The sequence below is a fragment of the Cupriavidus sp. YAF13 genome (genome assembly GCF_052113425.1).
In the GTDB taxonomy this organism is placed as follows: Bacteria; Pseudomonadota; Gammaproteobacteria; order Burkholderiales; family Burkholderiaceae; genus Cupriavidus.
In genome coordinates this window covers 314,672-336,178 of record NZ_JBFRDD010000003.1, presented here as the reverse complement: position 1 = coordinate 336,178, position 21,507 = coordinate 314,672, and the positions used below count along the sequence as shown (strand labels likewise).

The following is a 21,507-nucleotide window of genomic DNA, read 5'->3' as shown; positions in this document are numbered from 1 at the left end:
TGATGATCGGTAGATCGGTAGATCGGTAGTTCAGGCCGCGGCCATGTGCCGGGGGACGATTTCGGCGCCGAGGAAGTCGCCCAGCGCGCTGTAGAAACCCGCCTCGTCATCCCACGGAATCATGTGGCCGGCGCCCGGCACATGGCTGACCTCAAGCTGCGGCAACAGGCCGCGAATCTCTTCAATATCCTCGGCGCGGACCACATCGCCACGGCCGGCCACCATCAACAACGCGGGAATGCCAATGCCCGGCAGGTCGGCATGCACATCGTCGGTATGGAAACCCTGGAAGCTGGCCAGCACGGCGCGCTCGTCGCAGGTGTGCAGCCATTCGGCGCGCAACGCCAGTTGCTCGTCGGTCCAGGTGGGACAGAAGCGCCGCATGGTCTCGATGTCCACGCCGTGGCGCGCCACCGCCATGGAGTCCACATACCAGGCGAGCTGCGCGGGATAGTCGCGCCGGCCAGGCCCGGACACCGGTGGATCCACCATCACCAGCCGCGCCAGCCCCGCGGGCTGGCTGCGCGCGGCACGGATGCCGATGCGCGCACCCATCGAATGGCCCAGCACGCTGTAGCTGGGCAGGTTCATCGCCTGCGCGAACGCCAGCACGTCGGCGGCCTGGGCGTCCAGGCTGTAGTCCAGCGTGTCCGACGCAGACGACAGGCCGCGTCCGCGCACATCCAGCACATAGGTATCGAACTGCTCGCCCAGGCGAGCGCCAACGAAGCCCCAGGTGATGGCCGGGCTGGTGATGCCCGGCACCACGATCACCGGATCGCGCGTTCCGCGCGCGCCGCTGTGGCCGCCATAGCGCAGATAGTGCTGGCGGATGCCATTGGCGTGGACGTTGCCACCGCAAACAAAGGTAGCCATCTTAGTAAGCGCCCGAGAGCAAGGCGCCGGCGCCCGGCACCACGGGTTCCAGGCCGAGCTGCTTGAGGATCGCGTAGGTGGTGGCGATGGCGGCCGTGATCACCGGCTTGCCGGTCATGGCTTCCACCTTGGCCACCGCCGGCAGCGACGGCATCTGCACGCAAGCGGACAGCACGATGGCATCCACATCCTTGGTGTTCATCTGCGCGACGATGCCGGGCAGCCTGGCGGGGTCATGGCGGCCGACTTCGAGGTTGTCGGGGATCTCCAGCGCGCGCCAGTCCACCACTTCGTAGCCTTCGTTGCGGATGTAGTCCACCACCAGCTCGGTCAGCGGCTTCATATACGGCGCGACCACGGCGATGCGCTTGGCGCCGATCACCTTGAGCGCATCGATCAGCGCGCCGGCGCTGGTGACCACGGGCGCGTCGGCGCCGTTGGCCGCGGTATGGGCCTGCAGGCGCTGTTCCGAAACGCGATGGTAGCCGTGGCCCATGGCCATGATGGCCACCAGGCAGGCATAGCCCAGCACGTCGACGCGAGCGTCGCTCAGCTCCAGCGCGCAGCGGTCGGACTCGCCGTCCATGGCCGCCAGTTCTTCCTTGACCACCTTCTTCATGCGCATGCGGCTGGAGTGGAAGGTGAACCGCTCAGGCCGCACCTGCTGGCGCGCGAGCAGCATCGCGGGGATCTCGGTTTCCATCGTGGTGTTGGAACTCGGCACGATCTGGCCGATCCGGAAAGTCTTTTGCACGGGGCGCTCCGTTGTTTCGGGGTTCAAAGCTTGAGAATGCGTTCGGCGTTGCCATGGCAGACAAGGCGGCGGGTGGCCTCGTCCATCGGTGCCTGCTCGATAAAGTCCGCCGCAATCGCCGTGGACTCGTAGGGATAGTCGACCGAGAACAGCACGGCCTCGGCGCCCATCTCGGCAATGGCGCCGTTCAGCGCAGCCGGCGAGCACACGCCCGACGTGGTGATCACGATATTGCTGCCGATGTATTCCGACGGCTTCTTCGCCAGCTTGATGCCATGCGAATACACCGCAAAGCGGCTGTCGAAGCGCCAGCGCTGGAACGGCAGCCCCTCGCCCATATGGCCAAGGATGAGCTTGAGCCGGGGGAAGCGGTCAAACACGCCGCCGAACACCAGGCGCAGCGCGTGGCTGGCCGTCTCCACGCCCCAGCCCCACGCCGCGCCGCTGATTTCCGGATGGCCCGAATACACATGCGGCGCGACAAACGCATCGGTCGGATGCAGGTACATCGGCACGTCCAGCGCTTGCATGCGTTCCCAGAACGCGTCGTAGCAAGGATCGTCGTAATACACGCCCTGCGTGTGGCCGTTGACCAGCGAGCCCTTGAAGCCAAGCTGCGTCACGGCGCGCTCCAGCTCGTCCGCGGCCGTGACGGGGTCATGCATCGGCAGCGCGGCAAAGCCGGCGAAGCGCGTGGGGTGGCGCGCCACCTGCGCCGCCAGGAAGTCATTGTTCTCGCGGGCGCGGCCAATGGCGGCGGCGCGATCCGTCTCGCCCTGCACGCCCGGGCCGGTCTGCGACAGGATGGTGAAATCGATGCCGGCGCGGTCCATCTCGCCGATGCGGATGTCGTCGAAATCAGCCAGGCGCTTGGCAAGATCGGCCATGACCGCTGCGTCGATGTGCTGGAGGTATCCCTTCGAATAGGCCTGGAAACCGGGGGCCATGAAGTGCTCTTCCAGGGCAATCTTCCGAATTCTCGTCATGCTGTGGCGACTCCTGTTTGGGTGGGGGCTTGCTAATTGATCAGTATGCTGAGCATTTTTAATATAGCAACGAGGTTGGGGAATGTCTAGTCGGAGCCAAAAGGGTTAACCCCCATAACACTGACAAATTCTGCTCAGTACACTGATTGAAATTACTCAGCATGCTGACAGTGTGTAGCACACACACGGGCAGGCTGACCTGCCCCCGGAGAGAAACGACCATGACGATCAGCCTGGCCAATGACGGTGCCGCCGTGCGCAAGCAGGGCATGACAAAGGAAGAACGCAAGGTGATCCTTGCGTCGTCTTTCGGGGCGCTGATGGAGTGGTACGACTTTTATATCTACGCGGCGCTGGCGGTCTACTTTGGTGCATTGTTCTTCCCGCCCGGCAACGAGACCACGGCGTTCCTCGCCAGCCTGGCCACCTTCGGCGCGGGCTTCCTGGTGCGCCCGATCGGGGCGTTGCTGTTTGGCCGGCTGGGCGACAAGATCGGCCGGAAGCACACCTTCCTGGTGACGATCCTGCTCATGGGGATCGCCACGGTGGGCGTCGGATTGTTGCCCACCTATGGCCGGATCGGCATCACCGCCACCATCTTGCTGGTGGTGCTGCGCCTGCTGCAGGGGCTGGCCCTGGGCGGCGAAGTGGGTGGCGCGGTGACCTACGTCGCCGAGCATTCTCCGGTGGAAAAACGCGGGCTCTACACCAGCTCCCTGCAGACCACGGCCACGCTCGGCCTGCTCTCGTCGCTGCTGGTGGTGTACCTGCTCAAGACGTTCCTCACCGAGACGCAGTTCCGCGAATGGGGCTGGCGCTTGCCGTTCCTGGTCTCGTTCCTGATGCTGGTGGTGTCGGTCTACATTCGCGGCAAGCTGCATGAATCGCCGATCTTCGCGCGCATGAAAGCTGGCAATGCCACGTCGAAATCCCCCATCCTGGACAGCTTCACGAACTGGGCCAACCTGAAGTACGTGCTGCTGCTGTTCGTGGTGGCATCCGGGCTCGGCGCCATCTTCGGCACCGGGCATTTCTACACGATGTTCTTCGTCAACAAGACGCTGCACGTGCCACTGGAGCTGGTGCACCTGCTGATCGGCATCGCGCTGGTGATCGCCACGCCCTGCTACCTGTTCTTCGGCTGGCTGTCGGACCGGATCGGGCGCAAGCACATCATGATGGCCGCCTGCCTGCTGGCGGCGCTGGCCACCCAGCCCATCTTCAGGGCGCTGACGCACTACGCCAACCCGGCGCTGGAACAGTTCCAGCAGCGCAACACGGTGCAGCTGCGCGCCGGCGATTGCCACTTCCGCCTGTTTGCCGAGCCGGTATCGGCGTGCGACAAGGTCAAGGGCTACCTGACGGATCTTGGCGTCGGCTACGAATTCACGCCGACTGATGGCCGCGCGCAACCCGCTCTGCGCATCGGCGACACCGCACTGCAGGGCTTTGACAAAGCGGCGATCAAAGAGGCGCTGGTGGCCGCCGGCTGGCCGGAGCACGCGGACCCGGCTGCCATCAACCGCCCGATGCTGTTCCTGATGCTGCTGATCCCCATCCTCTTGCTCGCCATGGTGTACGGCCCACTGGCGGCGTTCATGGTCGAGCTGTTCCCGGCGCGCATCCGCTACACGTCGCTGTCCCTGCCCTTCCACCTGGGTGCGGGCTGGGTGGGCGGCATGCTGTCGTTCGTCGTGACGGCGATGAACGTGTCCAGCGGCAATGTGTACTTCGGCCTCTGGTATCCGGTCTCGATCGCCGCCATCGCCTTTGTCGTCGGCATGGTGTTCGTGCCCGAGACCCGTGGCCGCGACCTGGATACCTGATCCCCCCGCACCCCTGTACCCCTGTACCCCGGCTTCGTCCTCTGGCTCGAAATTTGCTCAGTACACTGCAGTTAATAGTCAGCATACTGATCGCTGCACCAAGACGAAGCCACCCTGTTCTTTACCCCGGTTCCTGAATCCCATTCACCCTGTCTGGAGCGCCCCCATGAAGTCTCTGCACAACGCACGCCGTACCCCGATTCCTGCCCCGATTCCTGCCCTGATACCCGCCCTGATCGCCCTGCTATGCAGCACCGCCGCGCTGGCGGATGCCAACGGCGTCAAGGTTGGCGTGATCACCGACATGTCCGGCTCCTACGCCGATCTCTCGGGCCGCGGCTCGGTGCTCGCGGCGCAGATGGCCGTGGAAGAGTTCGGCGGCAAGGCGCTCGGCAAGCCGGTCACGGTGCTCTCCGGCGACCACCAGAACAAGGCGGACATCGCCTCGTCGCTGGCGCGCCGCTGGTTCGACACCGATGGCGTGGACATGGTGATCGATTTCCCCAACTCCTCCACTGCGCTGGCGGTGCAGGAAATCGCCAGGCAAAAGCAGAAGATCAATATCGTCTCCACTGGCGGCGCCATGGCGCTGACCAACCAGAACTGCTCGCCCACCGGCTTTCACTGGGGCTGGGATACGTATTCGGTGTCGGCGCCGCTGGTCAAGCGGCTGATCGCCGACGGCAAGAACAGCTGGTACTACATCACCGTGGACTACGCGCTGGGCCAGTCGCTGGAATCGGATTTCCGCAAGGAGGTGGAAGCCAGCGGCGGCAAGAACGTGGGCAGCACCAAGCATCCGCTTAATGCCAGCGATTTCAGCAGCCCCATCGTGGCGGCCTCCGCGTCCAAGGCCAAGGTGGTGGTGCTGGCCAACGCCGGCAACGACATGATCAACGGCGTCAAGGCCGCGGGCGAGTTCGGCCTGATCAAGGGCGGACAGACCGTGATCACGCCGTCGACCTTCATCACCGACCTGAAGAGCCTGGGCCCGAGCGTGGCGCAGGGCCTGACCTATGTGGACCCGTTCAAGCTCGACCTCGACGCCAGGTCGAAGGCCTTCGTGGAGCGCTTCTACGCCAAGCACAAGGCTTACCCGACGCACGGGCAGATCGGCGTGTATTCCGGTGTGCTGCACTACCTGAAGGCGGTTGAGGCGGCCAGGACGGTGGAGGGCCCGGCGGTGGCGGAAAAGATGCGCGCCCTCGCCGTCAACGACGACTTCGTGCACGCCGGCAAGGTGCGCGTGGATGGCCGCATGGTGCATGACATGTACCTGGCGCAGGCCAAGACGCCGGCGGAGTCGAAGGGCCCGTGGGACCTGGTCAAGTACATCGGCACCATCCCCGGCGACTCGGCATTCCGCCCGCTGTCCGCCAGCGAATGCGCACTGGTGAAGAAGTGAGCCGCGATGCAGAACCGACCTGCCAAGACCCAAAAGCGGAGCACGCATGAGCCAGCCTGACGTCATCCTTGAAACCCGGGGGCTCACCAAGGAGTTCAAGGGCTTCACCGCCGTCAGCCAGGTCGACCTGCGCGTTCGGCGCGGCGCCATCCACGCCCTGATCGGGCCCAATGGCGCCGGCAAGACCACGTGCTTCAACCTGCTGACGAAGTTCCATGCGCCCTCCGCCGGGACCATCCTGTTCAACGGCGAGGACATCACGCGGGCGCGCCCCGCCCAGATCGCCCGCAAGGGCGTGATCCGGTCCTTCCAGATCTCGGCGGTGTTCCCCCAGCTCACCGTGATGGAGAACGTGCGGGTGGCGCTGCAGCGCAAGCTCGGCACCGCCTATCACTTCTGGAAGAGCAAGCGCTCGCTGGACGAGCTCAACGACCGCGCGGTCTCGCTGCTCAAGGCCGTCGGCCTGGAAGGCTTTGCCGACCTGCCGACCGCCGAGCTGGCCTATGGCCGCAAGCGTGCGCTGGAGATCGCCACCACGCTGGCCATGGACCCCGAGCTGATGCTGCTCGACGAGCCCACGCAAGGCATGGGGCACGAGGATGTGGAGGTAGTGACCGCCTTGATCAAGCAAGTTTCCGCGGGACGCACCGTGCTGATGGTGGAACACAATATGAGCGTGGTGTCGTCCATCGCCGAGCGCATCACGGTGCTCCAGCGCGGTGCCATCCTGGCGGAGGGGCCGTACGAGGAAATGACGCGCAACCCGCAGGTGATGGAGGCGTACATGGGCACGGCCGATGCCGCACTGACGGAGGCCGCATGATGAGCCAGCCCACGAACCAATCCACGAGCCAACCCACCCCTGCCCTGCAGATCCAGGACCTGCACGCCTGGTACGGCGAATCCCACATCCTTCACGGCGTGGACCTGAGCGTCAACCCGGGCGAGGTCGTCACCGTGCTGGGCCGCAACGGCGCGGGCCGCACCACCACCATGCGCGCCATCATGGGGCTGGTTGGCGCCCGCAAGGGATCGATCCGCGTCAACGGCACCGAGACCATCGGCATGAAGACGCACCGCATCGCGCCGCTGGGCCTGGGCTATTGCCCGGAGGAACGCGCGATCTTCTCCAGCCTGTCGTGCGAGGAAAACCTGATGCTGCCGCCGGTGTTCAAGGCTGACGTTGCAACGCCAGGCCGCGAGCCGATGCCGCTGGACGAGATCTACGAGATGTTCCCCAACCTGTGGGAACGCCGCAAGAGCCAGGGCACGCGCATGTCGGGCGGCGAGCAGCAGATGCTGGCCGTCGCCCGCATCCTGCGCACCCGCGCGAGCGTGCTGCTGCTCGATGAAATCTCCGAAGGCCTGGCCCCCGTCATCGTCCAGACCCTCGCCAGAATGATCACCACGCTCAAGAAACGCGGCTACACCATCGTCATGGTGGAGCAGAACTTCCGCTTCGCCGCGCCACTCGCCGACCGCTTCTACGTGATGGAGCACGGCCGCATGGTGGAGTGCTTCGACGCCGGCGCGCTCGCGCGCAAGATGCCCACGCTGAACGCCCTGCTTGGCGTGTAAGGAACCATCCTCATGGAATTTTTTGGCATACCCATGCCCGCCCTGCTGAGCCAGTTGCTGCTCGGGCTCGTCAACGGCTCGTTCTACGCCATCCTGAGCCTCGGGCTGGCAGTCATCTTTGGCCTGCTCAACGTCATCAACTTTGCCCATGGCGCCCTGTTCATGCTGGGCGCCGTGCTGGCCTGGATGGGCCTCGCCTACCTGGGGCTGAACTACTGGCTGATGCTGCTCCTCGCCCCGCTCGTCACCGGCGTGCTGGGCGTGGTGCTGGAGCGCACCATGCTGCGCCGGCTCTATCGCTTCGATCATCTTTATGGCCTGCTGCTGACGCTGGGCATCTGCCTGCTGATCGAAGGTCTGCTGCGCTCGGTGTATGGCGTCTCCGGCCTGTCCTACGCCACGCCCGAGGCGCTGACGGGCGCCACCAGCGTGGGCTTCATGATGCTGCCCAACTACCGCGCCTGGGTGGTGGCGGCCTCGCTGGTGGTGTGCTTCGCCACCTGGTACGTCATCGAGAAAACACGGCTTGGCGCCTACCTGCGCGCCGGCACGGAGAACCCGCGCATGGTGGAAGCATTCGGCATCAACGTGCCGTTGCTGGTGACGCTGACTTACGCCTTCGGCGTGGGGCTGGCCGCCTTTGCCGGGGTGCTGGCCGCGCCCGTGATGCAGATCTCGCCGCTGATGGGCCAGAACCTGATCATCACCGTGTTCGCCGTGGTGGTGATCGGCGGCATGGGCTCGATCCTCGGCTCCATCTTTACCGGACTGGGCCTGGGCGTGTTCGAAGGCATGACCAAGGTGTTCTACCCGGAAGCCTCGGCAACCGTCGTCTTCGTGGCCATGGTGTGCGTGTTGATGGTGCGCCCCGCCGGCCTGTTCGGAAAGGAAAAATAATGACCTTTGATTCTCGCGCAAGACTGCCCGGCGCCTTGCTGATGGCGGCCGTCGCGCTGGCACCCTTCTTCGGCGCCTACCCGGTGCTGGCGATGAAGCTGATGTGCTTCGCCCTGTTTGCCTGCGCCTTCAACCTGCTGCTGGGCTTTACCGGACTGCTGTCCTTTGGCCACGCCGCCTTCTTTGGCGGCGCGGCCTACGCCTGCGGCTACGTGATGAAATCCCTGCACGCCACACCAGAGCTCGGGCTGCTGGCCGGCACGGCGTTCGGCGCGCTGCTCGGCCTGGCCTTTGGCGCGCTGGCGATCCGCCGCCAGGGCATCTACTTTGCGATGGTGACGCTGGCGCTGGCGCAGATGTTCTACTTCTTCTGCCTGCAGGCCCCGGTAACGGGCGGCGAGGACGGCTTGCAGGCGGTGCCGCGCGGCAGCCTGTTCGGGCTGCTCTCGCTGGAGGGCGACCTGACGATGTACTACGTGGCGGCCATCGTGGTCGGCGCCGCACTGCTGCTGATCGCGCGCGTGGTCAACTCGCCCTTCGGTCAGGTGCTGCGGGCCATCAAGGAAAACGAGCCGCGCGCCATCTCGCTGGGCTATGACACGGACAGGTTCAAGCTGCTGGCCTTTGTGCTGTCGTCCGCGCTGGCGGGACTGGCAGGCGCATTGAAGACGCTGGTGCTCGGCTTTGCCACGTTGACCGACGTGCACTGGGCCATGTCCGGATCGGTCATCCTGATGACGCTGGTGGGCGGCATGGGCACCTTGTCCGGGCCGATCCTGGGCGCGCTGGTGATTGTCGCGGTCGAGAACAAGCTGGGGGACGCCGGCAGCAGCCTGGCCGCGATGACGGGCGTGGACTGGTTCAACACGCTGGGCGAGTCGGTCAGCATGGTCACGGGCCTGATCTTCGTGGTCTGCGTGCTGACCTTCCGCCGCGGCATCATGGGCGAAGTGCAGACCCTGCTGGAGCGCCGGGCCGCACTGGCGCGCCCTGCCCCGGCCAGCGCCGCCACGCCCTTGCACGGCCATTCCGCCGCCTCGGCCGCTTCGGCCACGCCCAAGGGTTAACGCTGATTCAGTCGACAATTTAAATCAGTACACTGATAATTATTACTCAGCATACTGATCAAAGGAGATGCATCATGGCTTGGACCAAGATCGCCACCACCGGCCAGCTTCAGGACGATGAAGTGATGCCGCTCACGCTTGGCGACGCGCAGCTGGCCCTGTACCGCAGCGAAGGGGAGTACTTCGTCACCGACAACATCTGCACGCACCAGTACGCGCTGCTGTCCGACGGCTACCTGGAGGACGGCTGCATCGAATGCCCGCTGCACCAGGCGCGCTTCGATATCCGCACCGGGCAGGCCATGTGCGCGCCCGCCACCCAGGGCATCAAGGTCTACCCGGTCAAGATCGTGGACAGCGATGTCCTGGTCGATGTCATGGCCACCGCCTGAGCGCCGGCCATGCCACAAGACGCCCCCATCCTGATCATCGGCGCCGGCCAGGCTGGCGCAACTGCCGCCGCCGCGCTGCGCGCGCTGGGCCATGACGGCGGCATCGTCATGGTCGGCGGCGAGGCCCATGCACCGTATGAGCGCCCGCCGCTGTCCAAGGCCGTGCTGGCTGACGAGCAGCAAGACGAGCGCATCGGCGTGCACGCGGCGGGCTTCTATGCGGAGCAAGGCATCGACCTGCGCCTGGGCACCACAGTGACGTCGCTCGATCCCGCCAGCGCCACGGCGCATTGCGCCGATGGCCAGGTGTTTGCCTTCAGCCGCTGCCTGCTGGCCACCGGCGGGCGCGCCCGCACCTTGCCCGCCCTGCCCGCGGGACAGCCCCGGGTGCACTACCTGCGCTCGCTCGCCGATGCGCACGGCTTGCGGGCCGCGCTGCGCCGCGAGCGCGCGGTGCTGGTGATCGGCGGCGGCTTCCTTGGGCTGGAAACCGCGTCCACCGCCCGCGCCATGGGGCTGGCGGTGACGGTGGTCGAGGCCGCGCCGCTGCTGCTGCAGCGCGCCGTGCCGCGCGTGTTTTCGGACTGGCTGGCGCAGCGCGTGCGCGGCCTCGGCATCGATCTGCGCCTGGGCTGCGAGATCGCGTCGATCCCGCCGGCTGTGGACGAGGTTGCCATCACGCTGGCGGACGGCACCGCCCTGCGCGCGCCGCTGGTGGTGGTGGCCATCGGGCTGCACCCCAATGTGGGCCTGGCAGAAGCGGCCGGGCTTGCGCTCCACCCGGGCAACGGCGGCATCCAGGTCGACGCGCACTGCCGCACCAGCGCGCCGGGTGTGTTTGCTGCCGGCGATTGCACCAGCCAATACCAGCCGTTGTTTGGCCAGGAGATGCGCCTGGAGTCGTGGCAGAACGCCAATGAGCAGGCCCGCATCGCCGCGGCGGCCATGCTCAGCGTGCAGACGGCCCCGGCCGCCGTGCCCTGGTTCTGGACCGACCAGCTCGGCTGCAATATCCAGATGCTGGGCGCCGTGGACCCAGCGCTGCGCTACACGCTGCGCGGCAGCACCGAGGCACCCGACAGCGACAAGCCCCCCAAATTCCTGATGCTAGGCATGGCCGGCGCGCAACTGCGCCACGCCATCGCCGTCAATGCCGGCGGCGACCTGCGCCAGCTCCGCAACCTGATCGAACAAGGCACCGCCTGCGATATCCGCTTGCTGTGCGACACCGCCCTGCCCTTGAAGCAGGCGGCGCGCGAAGCCGCCGCAGTCGGCGCGAGCGAAACCCCATCCTGAACGAGGAACGAAACATGTACCAGACCCATGCGGTCATCAACCGCACGCCGCGTGCCAAGGATGCCGAACTGGCCGCCTGCCAGTGGCCGGAAGACGCCCTGCATTTCATCCCGGACTGGGTGTACACCAGCAATGCCGTGTACGACCTGGAACTGGAGAAGATCTTCCGCGGCCGCTCGTGGAATTTTGTCGCGCTGGAGGCCGAGATCCCCAACTCGGGCGACTTCAAGCGCTCTTACGTTGGACCGACGCCCGTTGTCGTGGCGCGCGCGGAAGACGGCTCCGTCAATGTCTTCGAGAACCGCTGCGCACACCGCGGCGCGGAGTTCTGCCGGCATGGCCAGGGCAACGCCAAGGAGTTCGTCTGCCCGTATCACCAGTGGTCCTACGACCTGAAGGGCAACCTGCAGGGCGTGCCGTTCAAGCGCGGCGTGAACCGGGCCGGCGGCATGCCCAAGGACTTCCGCAACGAAGACCATGGCCTGGTGAAGCTGAACGTGGCCACGCGCAACGGGGTGGTCTTCGCCTCGTACGCCAGCGACATGGAGCCGCTGGACGTGTATATGACGCCGGAAATCCTCAAGGATTTCGACGTGGTGTTCAACGGCAAGCCGCTCAAGATCCTCGGGTACTACAAGAACGAGTTGCCCTGCAACTGGAAGATGTACCACGAGAACCTGAAGGACCCGTACCACGCCACGCTGCTGCACTCCTTCCTGGTGGTGTTCGGCCTGCTGGTCGCTGGCAACGACTCGGCCATGATCGCGGACCCGGTGCACGGCCGCCACGGCACCATGGCCTCGGCCAAGAAGGAAGACAAGTACGCGGCGGTGAGCGACGAGAACAAGAAGGAAATGCGCTCCTACCACGAAGGCATGCGCCTGCAGGACGACCGCTTCCTGGAATACATCAAGGAATTCGATTCGCCGTGGTCGGTCACCATGCAGACTATCTGGCCGAACCTGATCGTGCAGCGCGAGATGAACACGCTGGGCGTGCGCCAGATCGTGCCAAACGGCCCGGACAGCATGCTGATGCAGTGGACCATGTTCGGCTATGAGGACGACACCGAGGAAATGACGCGGCACCGCCTGCGCCAGGGCAACCTGATGGGCCCCGCCGGCTTCCTTGGCCTGGAAGACAACGAGGCGATGAAGTTCGTGCAGGAGGGCGTGCGCCGCTCCAGCACCGACCGCAATGTGCTGAAGCTCGACCCCGGACACGTCGGCACCGCCAACTCGCTGATCTCGGAGTCCGCGATCCGCGCCATGTACCAATACTATCGTAGCGTGATGGGGTTCTGAACAGCATGACACTGACGATCGCACCAACCATGACCCCGATGGCGCATAGCCTCTTTCGCCCCTGCAAGCTGGCCCCCGCGCGCGCGCAAGCGCTGCGCATGGAGATTGATGCCTTCCACAGCGAATACTGCGCCGTGCTCGATGCCGGCATGGTGGAAACGTGGCCCGAGTTCTTTACCGAGGATTGCATCTACCGCGTCACGGCGCGGGAGAACGTGGAACTCGGGCTGCCGGTGGGCCTGGTGTATGCCGAAGGCCGCGGCATGATGCACGACCGGGCGGTGGCGATCGCGCGCACCCAGATGTTCGCGCCGCGCTATATGCTGCATCTCGTCACCAATACGCGCGTCACCGATGAAAGCGAGTCTGGCGAGATCCAGGCGCAGGCCTGCTTCCTGCTGCTGCAAACGCTGGTCGAAGGCCCCACCACCATCCACATGGCGGGCACTTATCACGACCGCTTCGCCCGCATCGAGGGCAAGCTGCTGCTGGCCGAGCGCCAGGTCGTGTACGACACCACCATCATCGCCAACGACCTCGTGTATCCGGTCTGAGCGGGTATAGGTATAGGTATAGGTATAGATATAGGTATAGGTATAGCCCAGGCGCCGGCGCCATGCCGGCGCGCTGCCGCTACATGATGCGCAACACGGTGCGGCTGTAGTCGTTGTTAGCCTCGACCAGTGTCGACAGCAAGTCCATGAACACCTTGCGCTGCGCCGGGCGCAACGGCGCCAGCATGCGCTCCTGCGCACGCTCCATGTCGGCGCGCAGCGACGCCACCACGGTCTGCCCTTCCTTGGTCAGGTGCACGTGGCGCGTGCGGCGGTCGGCCGGATTGTCCTTGCGCTCGACCAGGCCACGTTCTTCCAGCCGGCGCACCACGTCGGCGGTGGTGGTGCGGTCAAAGCCGACTTCCTGCCCCAGCGCAGTCTGGTCCAGCCCGGGCAACACGGACAATACCGTCAGGATGGCGTACTGCACCGGCGTGATGCTGGGAGACTTGCATTCCTCGAAAAACATGGCCACGTGGATCTGGTGCAGGCGACGCACCAGGAAGCCGGGCCGCGCCCACAGAAGCTCCTTGGCCGGGTCCGCTTCGGACGGCGCCGGATCCTCGACTGGAGGAGCCAAGCGCGTCGTTTGACGTTTTGCAGAGGACATTCAACTCACCAAACTCGTTAGCATGCTGACAAGTATAGTCGACTGTCCCCACCCTGGTGCCGAAACGCACCGTTTCAGCTCCGCTCCGACGCGGCCGGCGCAGCCTGCCCGCTTTGCGCGATGCTTGCCCGGTCCCGGTGCCGCGCCGCCGCCATGCAATCCCGGTACAGCTGCACCGTTTCGCGCCCGAGCGAAGCCAGCGAGAAGTTCGCCTCCACCCAGCCGCGCCCGCGCAGACCCATGCGGGCCGCGCGCCCGGGGTCCGCCGCCAGCTGGCACATGGCCTGCGCCAGGGCATGCGCGTCGCGCGGCGGAACCAGCACGCCGTGGGCGCCATCGAGAAAGGTCTCGGGTATCCCGTCCAACGCAGTGGCAATCACTGGCTTGCTGCAGCTCAGTGCCTCCAGTATCACCAGCCCCAGCGCCTCGCTGCCTACGGCCGGATGTACCAGCACATCGATCGCCTGCAGCAGCGACGCCACATCATGCTCGAACGGCAGGAAATGGATGCACCCGGCCAAACCCAGCGCCTGCGCCTCCTGGCGCAACTGCGGGATCAGGTCGCCGTCGCCGACGCAGAGGAAATGCGCGTGCGGGTGCCGCGCCCGCACCTGCGCGGCAGCATTGACGAAGTAGAACTGCCCCTTGCCGTCAGGCCGTTGCGCCCCGCCGATCATGGCGTAGACCCATGCGTCCTGCGGCAGCCCAAGGGCCTCGCGCACGCGATAGCCGCGCATGGCGATGCGGCGAAAGCGCTCGGTGTCGATCCCGCAGTAGATCCGCCGCAGCCGCAAGGCGCGCTCCGGATCGACCCGGCGCAGCGACTCCTGCACCGCATCGGACACCGCGATCACGTTGGAGAACGCCGCCAGGTAGCGGCGCGTGCGCGCCTTGAGCTGGGTCATCAGGTGGCGCGTCACCACCACCGATGCGGTTCGGCCAGACAGCATCCAGGCCGCGACCGCCACCCAGTAATCGCGCCCGTGATGCGCGTGGATGACGTCGATGCGCTGCTCGCGGATATAGCGTGCCAGCACCAGCGGCCAGACCACGCGCCCGGCATCCAGCGCAAGCACCTGGATGCCGGGCATGGCTTGCGCCGCATCGATCCAGCGTGCGCGCGCCGGTGCGGCCAGGCTCACCACGCAATCCTGCAGCCGCAGGGCCCGGCACAGCGACAGCGTGTGCGAATCCACGCCGCCGCCATCCATCCGGGAATTCAGCACCAGCACCCGCAACTGGTTGGCGGACAGCGCCGCGCCTCGGTCAGCGTGCATCATGACACTACCTCCATGCCGCGGCGATCTTCATAGGCAGTCGCCAGCTTCAGCAAAAAATGTCCGGCATGCGAGCTCCGCGCGACCAGCACGCGCGGCAGGCCGAACAGGTTGCCGCCGGTCGCGGCGCGGCCGCGCTGCGTGGTCACGGCACTGTGATAGCCGGCTTCCCGCACCAGCTCGGCGACGGGTTGATTGAACGCGCCATACGGATAGCAGAAGTGCCGGACCGGCACGCCCAGCGCATCTTGCAGCGCGAGCTTGCTGCCCGCGATCTGGTCGCGCGCGGCATCGCCATCCATCCTGGTCAGGTCCACATGGGTACGCGTATGCGCGCCGACTTCCATGCCCGCACGGGTCCAGCTGCGCAGTTCCTGCACGGTCATCAGCGGCGCCTCTGGCACGCCAATGGCCGTGTCCCAGGCATTGGTCCTGCCGACCAGGCTGCTGACCGCATAGCAGGTTGCGCTGAACCCGCAACGCTGCAGCACCGGCAGCGCATGCTCCAGGTTGTTCCGGTAGCCGTCGTCCAGCGTGATGCCCACCACCTTGCCGGCCTGCTCGCCGCGCAGGTAAGGCAGCAGGTCGCGCAAGGCCAGGCCGCGATAGCCCATCAGCCGGAGCAGGCGCATCTGCCAGGAGAAATCGCGCGCGGCCACCACAAGGCTGCGCATCGGTGTGCCGCGCGGCGGCGGCGCATCGATCTGGTGATACATCAGGATGGGGATTCGCGGTGTCATGTCTTCCTTCGGCGAACAGGAGCAAGGCAAAGCTGCGCAGCCGGCGCGGCTAGAAGCGGTACTTGAGCGCGGTCAGGCCAACGAACGACTGTTTCGACTGCACGATCGGGCTGTTGGCGCTGTCACCCAGCAAGCGGGTCACGGCCACCGTGCTGTTTACCGACCAGGAGCGCGAGATCTCGTATTCCCAGGACACCGCCACGCTGGCGCGGTCGAATCCGGCCTTGGTGGTGTAGGGGCGGAACTGGCTGTTCGCGGCTTGCGCATCGGTCACGCCGAAGAAGGTCTGGGTGTATTTGCGCGAGCCGAAATGCAGGCTGGGGCTGACGCTGACCAGGTGCTTGCCGGCCTTGTACACCGGCACGGACAGGTCGATATGGCCGCTCAGGCCACGGTCGCGCTTGGTCATCGGCGCGTCGAGCGTCACGCTGAGTACCGCGCCGCCATACACCGGCATGCCGACCTGCAACGCCCCCACCAGGGAACCCGGGATCCGCCCCATGCCTTTCAGGTGATCGGAGCCCGGCAGGTCGAAGCGTTTGCTGTCGGTACGCCCCAGGTCGTAGTCAAGGCCAAACGATGCAAACATGCCGTTGGAGAATGTGTGGCCGTAGCCGGCGCCGCCGCGCAGCGGGCTGATAAAAAAACCATTGCCGAACTCCGCGCTGAACAGCGGGCCGCCGATCAGCCGGTACTCGTTGCTGCCCTCATAGCGCGGCGCGGCGCCAAGGCCCAGCCCGACGGTGTAGACATTGTCGGCATGCGCACTGGCGCAACCAAGGCCGCTGGCCAGAATGGCGCCGGCCCACATCGATCTCTCGAACCTTCTTCTCAACATGCGATTCACCTAAGCCCCCTTGGATCAAGCCCCAGAGTCTAGGGACAGGGCCCATCGGTGTCTGTTGGAAAGTGACGCGAAACTGTGCGTAATTGTGCGCAATTGTCTTGAGTTGACTTTCGCTGCTTCCGGCCAATCGTTGGCCGCTAGAATCGCTTCGCATTGGCCGGGCAAGACCAATGCGATCCACCTGACGAGATCCTTCCGCCCGCCGCCAAAGCGCGAAGGAGACAAGCCAAGATGTTCCGATCCCTGTTCAAGCTTTTCCTCGTGCTCAACCTGGGCGTGTTTGCTGCGCTTGCCGCAATCGACCACGTACTCATCCCCGCGTACCACCAGCAACTCAGCGAGAGCGAGCGCAAAGAGGTTGGAAGCTATGCCTTCTTGCTCACCGGCTACCTGGAGCGCCACCCGGGCGCCGCGCGCGAGGCCGCGCTGCAGACGTTGCGGCGCAACGCGAGAGAGGGCTTCGCCGTGGTCGGCATGCATGCCGTGGCGCATCTGGGCGAGCGCCGCCTGCGCGACCTGCGCGACGACAAGATGGTGTTTGGCGATGACGGCGACGATGCCTACCTGCCCTTGCGCAACGGCCAGGTCCTGCATATCAGCCAAAGAAATGCGAGCCAGGCCAAGATCGAGTTGATCGCCTACACGCTGGTCGCATCCGCCACGCTGCTCGCCGTGATTGGCTGGCTCCTTTATCACTGGCGCGAACTCAACGCCCTGCGCGAGGCGGCCAGGCAGTTCGGCCGCGGCAACCTTGCCGCCCGCGCGCATTTGTCCAGGCGCGCCAATCTCTATCCGTTGACGCGCCAGTTCAACGACATGGCGTCGCGCATCGAGGCCTCCGTCATGCAGCAGCGCGACATGATCCACGGCATCTCGCACGAGCTCAAGACGCCGATCACGCGGCTGGATTTCGGCATCGCCCTGTTGCAGTCCGCCGATGCACAACCTGATCCGCTGCAGCGCGCGCGGCGCCTTGAGGCCCTGCGGCTGGATGTGCGCGAGCTGGACGAACTGGTGACCGAACTGTTGACACTGGGGCAGCTGGAACAGGGCGCCACGCCTGTCAATCCAACGCTGGTCACCACGGGCGAGCTGGTTGATGCCGTGCTCGCCGTCATCGCCGGCGACGCGGCGCATCGGGGGTTGGTGCTGGATGTGCGCAACAGCAGGCCGTTCGCCCGCCATCTCTGCGACCCCCGCCTGGTAGCCCGGGCCCTGCTCAAGCTATGCCGCAACGCCCTGCGCAATGCGCGGTGCAAGGTCATCATCGTGGCGCAGACCGATGCAGCCGGCACCTTGACCCTCGCGGTGGAAGACGACGGCCCGGCCGTCCCCGCGCCAGAGCGCGCCCGCATCTTCGAGCCACTGCCCCGCGCCATGGCTGGCCGCGAATCGCCGATCAGCCGCGCCGGCCTGGACCTGGCGATCGTGCGGCGCATTGCGCTGGCCCACGGCGGCCAGGTCTCGCTGGACGGCGGCGTGGCGGGCTGCACGCGCTTTGCGATCACGCTGCCCGCCCGGCAAATCGCGCCGGCGCCCGGGCCGCCATCTCCGGCATGGAAAGACTAATCGGCAGAAGCGTGCTTCTTCGCAGCCATGTGTCGTCGCCCTACCCAACTGGCTTCTTGAATTCCACCTGGTCAATCCCGCACCGGCGAGGCCCGCCCTCACCCAACCAGACCGCCCCACCCCTGTCAACACAGGTGCGAAGACAAACCCGCACATCTCGCCACACTTTCACACAAGCGGGGATAGATTGCCCACAGACGCGGCAGGCGGGTCCATTCACAATCCCGTCGTGCATCGCCACTGCCTTTGATTTCAAAAATAGGCCTCTGCGCCGATTCCCCAAGACGTCCGCCGCATATTGCCTGACCTTGATCCTTTTTCCGTAGATTCCCGCAACGCCAATGGCCCATCCCCCAAACCGCCGCAGGCACGGCCTGATCATCGCCGTCCTCGCCCTGTCTACCATCATCGCATTAGCGGCCTGGCGCCTGACACCAGGCAAGCATCCCGAGTACATCACCGCCACCGTCACCCGCGGCGACCTCGAAGTCACCGTGCTGGCCAATGGCGTACTGCAGCCCATCCGCCAGGTCGAAGTCGGCGCGCAGGTTAATGGCCAGCTCAAATCGCTGAAGGTAAAGCTCGGCGACAAGGTCAAGCAGGGCCAGTTGCTGGCCCAGATCGATCCGGTGCTGCTGGAGAATGCGCTGCGCCAGGCAGATGCCGCCGTGGCCAGCGGCAAGGCCCAGCGTGACGCCAAGCGCTCGCGCCTGCGCCAGGCCCGCCTGAACTGGCAACGCCAGCGCGAGCTGCAGTCGCAGGAGGCGGCCTCGCGCCAGGACCTTGAAATCGCCGAAGCCGACCTACGCTCGCTGGAGGCCGAGCTGATCGCTCTCGACGCCGATATCGCGCAGCTCGGCATCAAGGCCGAGTCCGCCCGCATCGACCTTGGCTACACCCGCATCGTGGCGCCGATGGACGGCGAGGTGGTGGCGCTCTCCACGCTGGAAGGCCAGACCGTGGTGGCGTCCTACCAGGTACCGACCATCCTCAAGCTGGCCAACCTGGATTCCATGACCGTCAAGGCGCAGGTGTCGGAGGCCGATGTGATCCGCATCGCCAACCGGCAGGCGGTCTACTTCACCATCATGGGCGAGCCGGACCGCCGCTACCACGCGTCGCTGCAGGCCATTCAGCCGTCGCCGGAGAAGATCAACAACGCCGTGTTCTTCAATGCGTTGTTCGACGTGCCCAATCCAGGCCACAAGCTGCGCATCGATATGACGGCACAGGTCGCCATCATGCTGGGCGAGGCCAGGAACACGCTGCTGGTGCCCTTGGCCGCGCTGGGGCCGCGCGGCCAGGACGGCAGCATGGAAGTGCGCGTGCTGCGCCCGGACCAGCGCGTGGAGACGGTGAAGGTACGCACCGGCCTGAGCAACAACGCGCACGCGCAAGTGCTGAGCGGCCTGGCGCAAGGCGACCGCGTCATCACCGGCGATGCCGGCGCCGCCAACGCGGAGGCCAGGCCATGACGCAAGCCCCGCTCTTGCTGCTGCAGCATGTGGAGCGCACTTTCCGCGCCGGCGACCAGGACATCCCCGTGCTGCGCCAGGTCAGCCTGGCCATCTGCGCGGGCGAGATGGTCGCCATCGTCGGTGCGTCCGGCTCCGGCAAGTCCACGCTGATGAACATCCTGGGCTGCCTGGACCAGGCCAACGCCGGCCGCTACCTGGTGGCGGGCCAGGACGTGGCGGCCCTCGACGATGACGCGCTGGCCCGCCTGCGCCGCGAGCGCTTCGGCTTTATCTTCCAGCGCTACCACCTGATGGCCCAGCTATCCGCCGCCGACAACGTGGAAGTGCCGGCCATCTACGCCGCCACCGACCGCGCCGCGCGCCGTGCCCGCGCCCTGCAGCTGCTGGAGCGGCTGGGCCTGGGCGAGCGCGCCGGGCACCGCCCCTCCCAGCTCTCCGGCGGCCAGCAGCAGCGCGTGAGCATTGCCCGCGCGCTGATCAACGGCGGCCAGGTGATCCTGGCGGACGAGCCCACGGGCGCGCTCGACAGCCATAGCGGCAAGGAAGTCCTGGCCATCCTGCGCGAGCTGCATGCGCTCGGCCACACCGTGATCATCGTCACCCACGACATGGGACTGGCGCGCAACGCCGAGCGCATCATCGAGATCGCCGACGGCCGCATCGTGGCCGACCGCGCCAACCGGCCGCCGCAGGCCGAGGATGCGCCGGGCAGCAGCCCCGTGCAAGCCAAGCTGGCCACCCAAGCCCCGGCCAGCGGCAACGCCGGATCCCCGCTGCGGCGCGCGCGTGCCTGGCAGGGCTTCAGCGAGGCATTTTCCATGGCCTGGGGCGCATTGATGGCGCATCGCATGCGCACCGCGCTGACCATGCTTGGCATCATCATCGGCATCGCCTCCGTGGTGTCGATCGTGGCCATCGGCGAAGGCGCCAAGCGCTACGTGATGGCGGATATCCGCGCCATCGGCGCCAACACGCTCGAGATCTTCCCCGGCAAGGATTTTGGCGACGACCGCGCCACCGGCATCCGCACCCTGGTGGCCGCCGATATCGAGGCCCTGCACGCGCTGCCATATGTGGACAGCGCCACTGCGATCACCAGCAAGGTCCAGCGGCTGAGGTACCGCAGCGTCGACGTCAACGCCACCGTGCATGGCGTGGGCGCGAGCTTCTTCCGCGTGCGTGGCCTGGGCCTGACGCAAGGCGCGGCATTCCTGCCGGACGAGCTGCGCCGGCATGCGCAAGTCGCGGTGATCGACGAAAAAACCCGCCGCAAGCTGTTCGGTAATGCTTTGAGCGCGCTGGGCCAGATCATCCTGGTGGGCAACCTGCCTTGCGTGGTGATTGGCGTGGCGCGTGAGAAGAAAACCATGTTCGACGACAACGGCAGCAGCCTCAATATCTGGCTGCCCTACACCACCGCGGGCAGCCGCATCTTCGGCCAGTCCCATTTCGACGAGCTGTCCGTGCGCATCCGCGACGGCCAGCCCAGCGCGGCGGCCCAGCAAGCCATCGAACGCCTGCTGACGCTGCGCCACGGCAAGAAGGACTTCTTTACCTACAACATGGACAGCATCGTCAAGACCATGGAACGCACCGGGCAGGCGCTCACGCTGTTCTTGTCGGCGGTCGCCGTGATCTCGCTGCTGGTCGGCGGCATTGGCGTGATGAACATCATGCTGGTCTCGGTGACCGAGCGCACCCGCGAGATCGGCATCCGCATGGCCGTGGGCGCCCGCCAGCGCGACGTGCTGATGCAATTCCTGACCGAGGCCGTGCTGGTATGCCTGCTGGGCGGGGTGATCGGCACCGCCGTGGCCTACCTGATCGGGCTGGCGCTGGCGCTGCTGATCCCACAATGGCAGATGGTGTTCTCCGCGGGCGCGGTTGCCGGCGCCTTCCTGTGTTCGACACTGATTGGCGTGGTGTTCGGCTATATGCCGGCGCGCAACGCCGCGCGCCTGCAACCGATCGAGGCGCTTGGCCATGAATAAGCGCAGTCCGCTTTCGCCATGGCCGCCACGGTCGCCGCACTCGCCGCGCGCCTTGCCGGT

20 protein-coding genes are annotated in these 21,507 nt (G+C 66.1%); 13 read left to right on the top strand and 7 right to left on the bottom strand.

Going from position 1 to position 21,507, the window contains the following annotated elements:
- Positions 1-30: 30 nt before the first annotated feature.
- Genes AB4061_RS04985 through AB4061_RS04975 form a run of 3 tightly spaced genes read right to left on the bottom strand, consistent with a single transcriptional unit; the run spans position 31 to position 2,616 of the window.
- Positions 31-876, bottom strand: a complete 846-nt coding sequence (locus tag AB4061_RS04985) for an alpha/beta fold hydrolase (RefSeq protein ID WP_441631443.1) — start codon at positions 874-876, stop codon at positions 31-33.
- A 1-nt stretch (position 877) separates the two neighbouring features.
- On the bottom strand, positions 878-1,630 hold the full coding sequence (locus AB4061_RS04980; protein ID WP_441631441.1) for a maleate cis-trans isomerase family protein: 753 nt from the start codon (positions 1,628-1,630) through the stop codon (positions 878-880).
- 23 nt (positions 1,631-1,653) lie between these two features.
- Complete coding sequence (locus AB4061_RS04975; protein ID WP_441631439.1) at positions 1,654-2,616, bottom strand: amidohydrolase family protein; 963 nt, start codon at positions 2,614-2,616, stop codon at positions 1,654-1,656.
- Between the two features lie 221 nt (positions 2,617-2,837).
- Here AB4061_RS04975 and AB4061_RS04970 point away from each other — a divergent pair, with 221 nt between their 5' ends.
- From AB4061_RS04970 to AB4061_RS04925, 10 genes are all read left to right on the top strand, one after another.
- A complete protein-coding gene (locus tag AB4061_RS04970; RefSeq protein ID WP_441631437.1) occupies positions 2,838-4,442 on the top strand; it encodes an MFS transporter in 1,605 nt (534 codons plus the stop codon).
- Positions 4,443-4,608: 166 nt separating this feature from the next.
- Positions 4,609-5,847, top strand: coding sequence for an ABC transporter substrate-binding protein (locus tag AB4061_RS04965; protein ID WP_441631435.1), 1,239 nt, complete (start codon positions 4,609-4,611; stop codon positions 5,845-5,847).
- 46 nt (positions 5,848-5,893) lie between these two features.
- On the top strand, positions 5,894-6,670 hold the full coding sequence (locus AB4061_RS04960; RefSeq protein ID WP_441631433.1) for an ABC transporter ATP-binding protein: 777 nt from the start codon (positions 5,894-5,896) through the stop codon (positions 6,668-6,670).
- Positions 6,670-7,425 (top strand): ABC transporter ATP-binding protein, encoded by a 756-nt coding sequence (locus AB4061_RS04955; RefSeq protein ID WP_441631487.1) that lies wholly within the window; start codon positions 6,670-6,672, stop codon positions 7,423-7,425. The genes AB4061_RS04960 and AB4061_RS04955 overlap by 1 nt, the downstream gene beginning before the upstream one ends.
- A gap of 12 nt (positions 7,426-7,437) precedes the next feature.
- Positions 7,438-8,322 carry a branched-chain amino acid ABC transporter permease gene (locus AB4061_RS04950; RefSeq protein ID WP_441631431.1) on the top strand — a complete coding sequence of 295 codons (885 nt, stop codon included), beginning with the start codon at positions 7,438-7,440 and terminating at the stop codon, positions 8,320-8,322.
- A complete protein-coding gene (locus AB4061_RS04945; protein WP_441631429.1) occupies positions 8,322-9,389 on the top strand; it encodes a branched-chain amino acid ABC transporter permease in 1,068 nt (355 codons plus the stop codon). The genes AB4061_RS04950 and AB4061_RS04945 overlap by 1 nt, the downstream gene beginning before the upstream one ends.
- 74 nt (positions 9,390-9,463) lie before the next feature.
- The gene (locus AB4061_RS04940; protein ID WP_441631427.1) at positions 9,464-9,781 is read left to right on the top strand and encodes a non-heme iron oxygenase ferredoxin subunit; all 318 of its coding nucleotides are present in this window, start codon (positions 9,464-9,466) and stop codon (positions 9,779-9,781) included.
- 9 nt (positions 9,782-9,790) lie between these two features.
- Positions 9,791-11,077, top strand: coding sequence for an NAD(P)/FAD-dependent oxidoreductase (locus tag AB4061_RS04935; protein WP_441631425.1), 1,287 nt, complete (start codon positions 9,791-9,793; stop codon positions 11,075-11,077).
- 14 nt (positions 11,078-11,091) lie between these two features.
- Entirely contained in the window at positions 11,092-12,381 is a 1,290-nt protein-coding gene (locus tag AB4061_RS04930) for an aromatic ring-hydroxylating dioxygenase subunit alpha (RefSeq protein ID WP_441631423.1), read from the top strand.
- Positions 12,382-12,419: 38 nt separating this feature from the next.
- Entirely contained in the window at positions 12,420-12,935 is a 516-nt protein-coding gene (locus AB4061_RS04925; RefSeq protein ID WP_441631485.1) for an aromatic-ring-hydroxylating dioxygenase subunit beta, read from the top strand.
- Between the two features lie 79 nt (positions 12,936-13,014).
- On the opposite strand, the gene AB4061_RS04920 is transcribed toward AB4061_RS04925, so the two are convergent.
- The 4 genes from AB4061_RS04920 to AB4061_RS04905 all read right to left on the bottom strand — a co-directional run bounded on the left by AB4061_RS04920 (position 13,015) and on the right by AB4061_RS04905 (position 16,400).
- A complete protein-coding gene (locus AB4061_RS04920) occupies positions 13,015-13,545 on the bottom strand; it encodes a MarR family winged helix-turn-helix transcriptional regulator (protein ID WP_441631421.1) in 531 nt (176 codons plus the stop codon).
- A 74-nt stretch (positions 13,546-13,619) separates the two neighbouring features.
- Positions 13,620-14,825: a glycosyltransferase family 4 protein gene (locus AB4061_RS04915; protein WP_441631417.1), complete on the bottom strand. Its 1,206-nt coding sequence runs from the start codon at positions 14,823-14,825 to the stop codon at positions 13,620-13,622.
- A complete protein-coding gene (locus AB4061_RS04910) occupies positions 14,822-15,562 on the bottom strand; it encodes a polysaccharide deacetylase family protein (protein ID WP_441631415.1) in 741 nt (246 codons plus the stop codon). The genes AB4061_RS04915 and AB4061_RS04910 overlap by 4 nt, the downstream gene beginning before the upstream one ends.
- 49 nt (positions 15,563-15,611) lie before the next feature.
- A complete protein-coding gene (locus AB4061_RS04905) occupies positions 15,612-16,400 on the bottom strand; it encodes a MipA/OmpV family protein (RefSeq protein ID WP_441631413.1) in 789 nt (262 codons plus the stop codon).
- Positions 16,401-16,640: 240 nt separating this feature from the next.
- Here AB4061_RS04905 and AB4061_RS04900 point away from each other — a divergent pair, with 240 nt between their 5' ends.
- The 3 genes from AB4061_RS04900 (at position 16,641) to AB4061_RS04890 (ending at position 21,447) form a co-directional block, all read left to right on the top strand.
- Positions 16,641-17,978, top strand: coding sequence for an ATP-binding protein (locus AB4061_RS04900; protein ID WP_441631411.1), 1,338 nt, complete (start codon positions 16,641-16,643; stop codon positions 17,976-17,978).
- A gap of 341 nt (positions 17,979-18,319) precedes the next feature.
- Positions 18,320-19,453 (top strand): macrolide transporter subunit MacA, encoded by a 1,134-nt coding sequence (gene macA / locus AB4061_RS04895; protein WP_441631409.1) that lies wholly within the window; start codon positions 18,320-18,322, stop codon positions 19,451-19,453.
- Positions 19,450-21,447, top strand: coding sequence for a MacB family efflux pump subunit (locus AB4061_RS04890; protein WP_441631407.1), 1,998 nt, complete (start codon positions 19,450-19,452; stop codon positions 21,445-21,447). The genes macA and AB4061_RS04890 overlap by 4 nt, the downstream gene beginning before the upstream one ends.
- Positions 21,448-21,507: the final 60 nt, after the last annotated feature.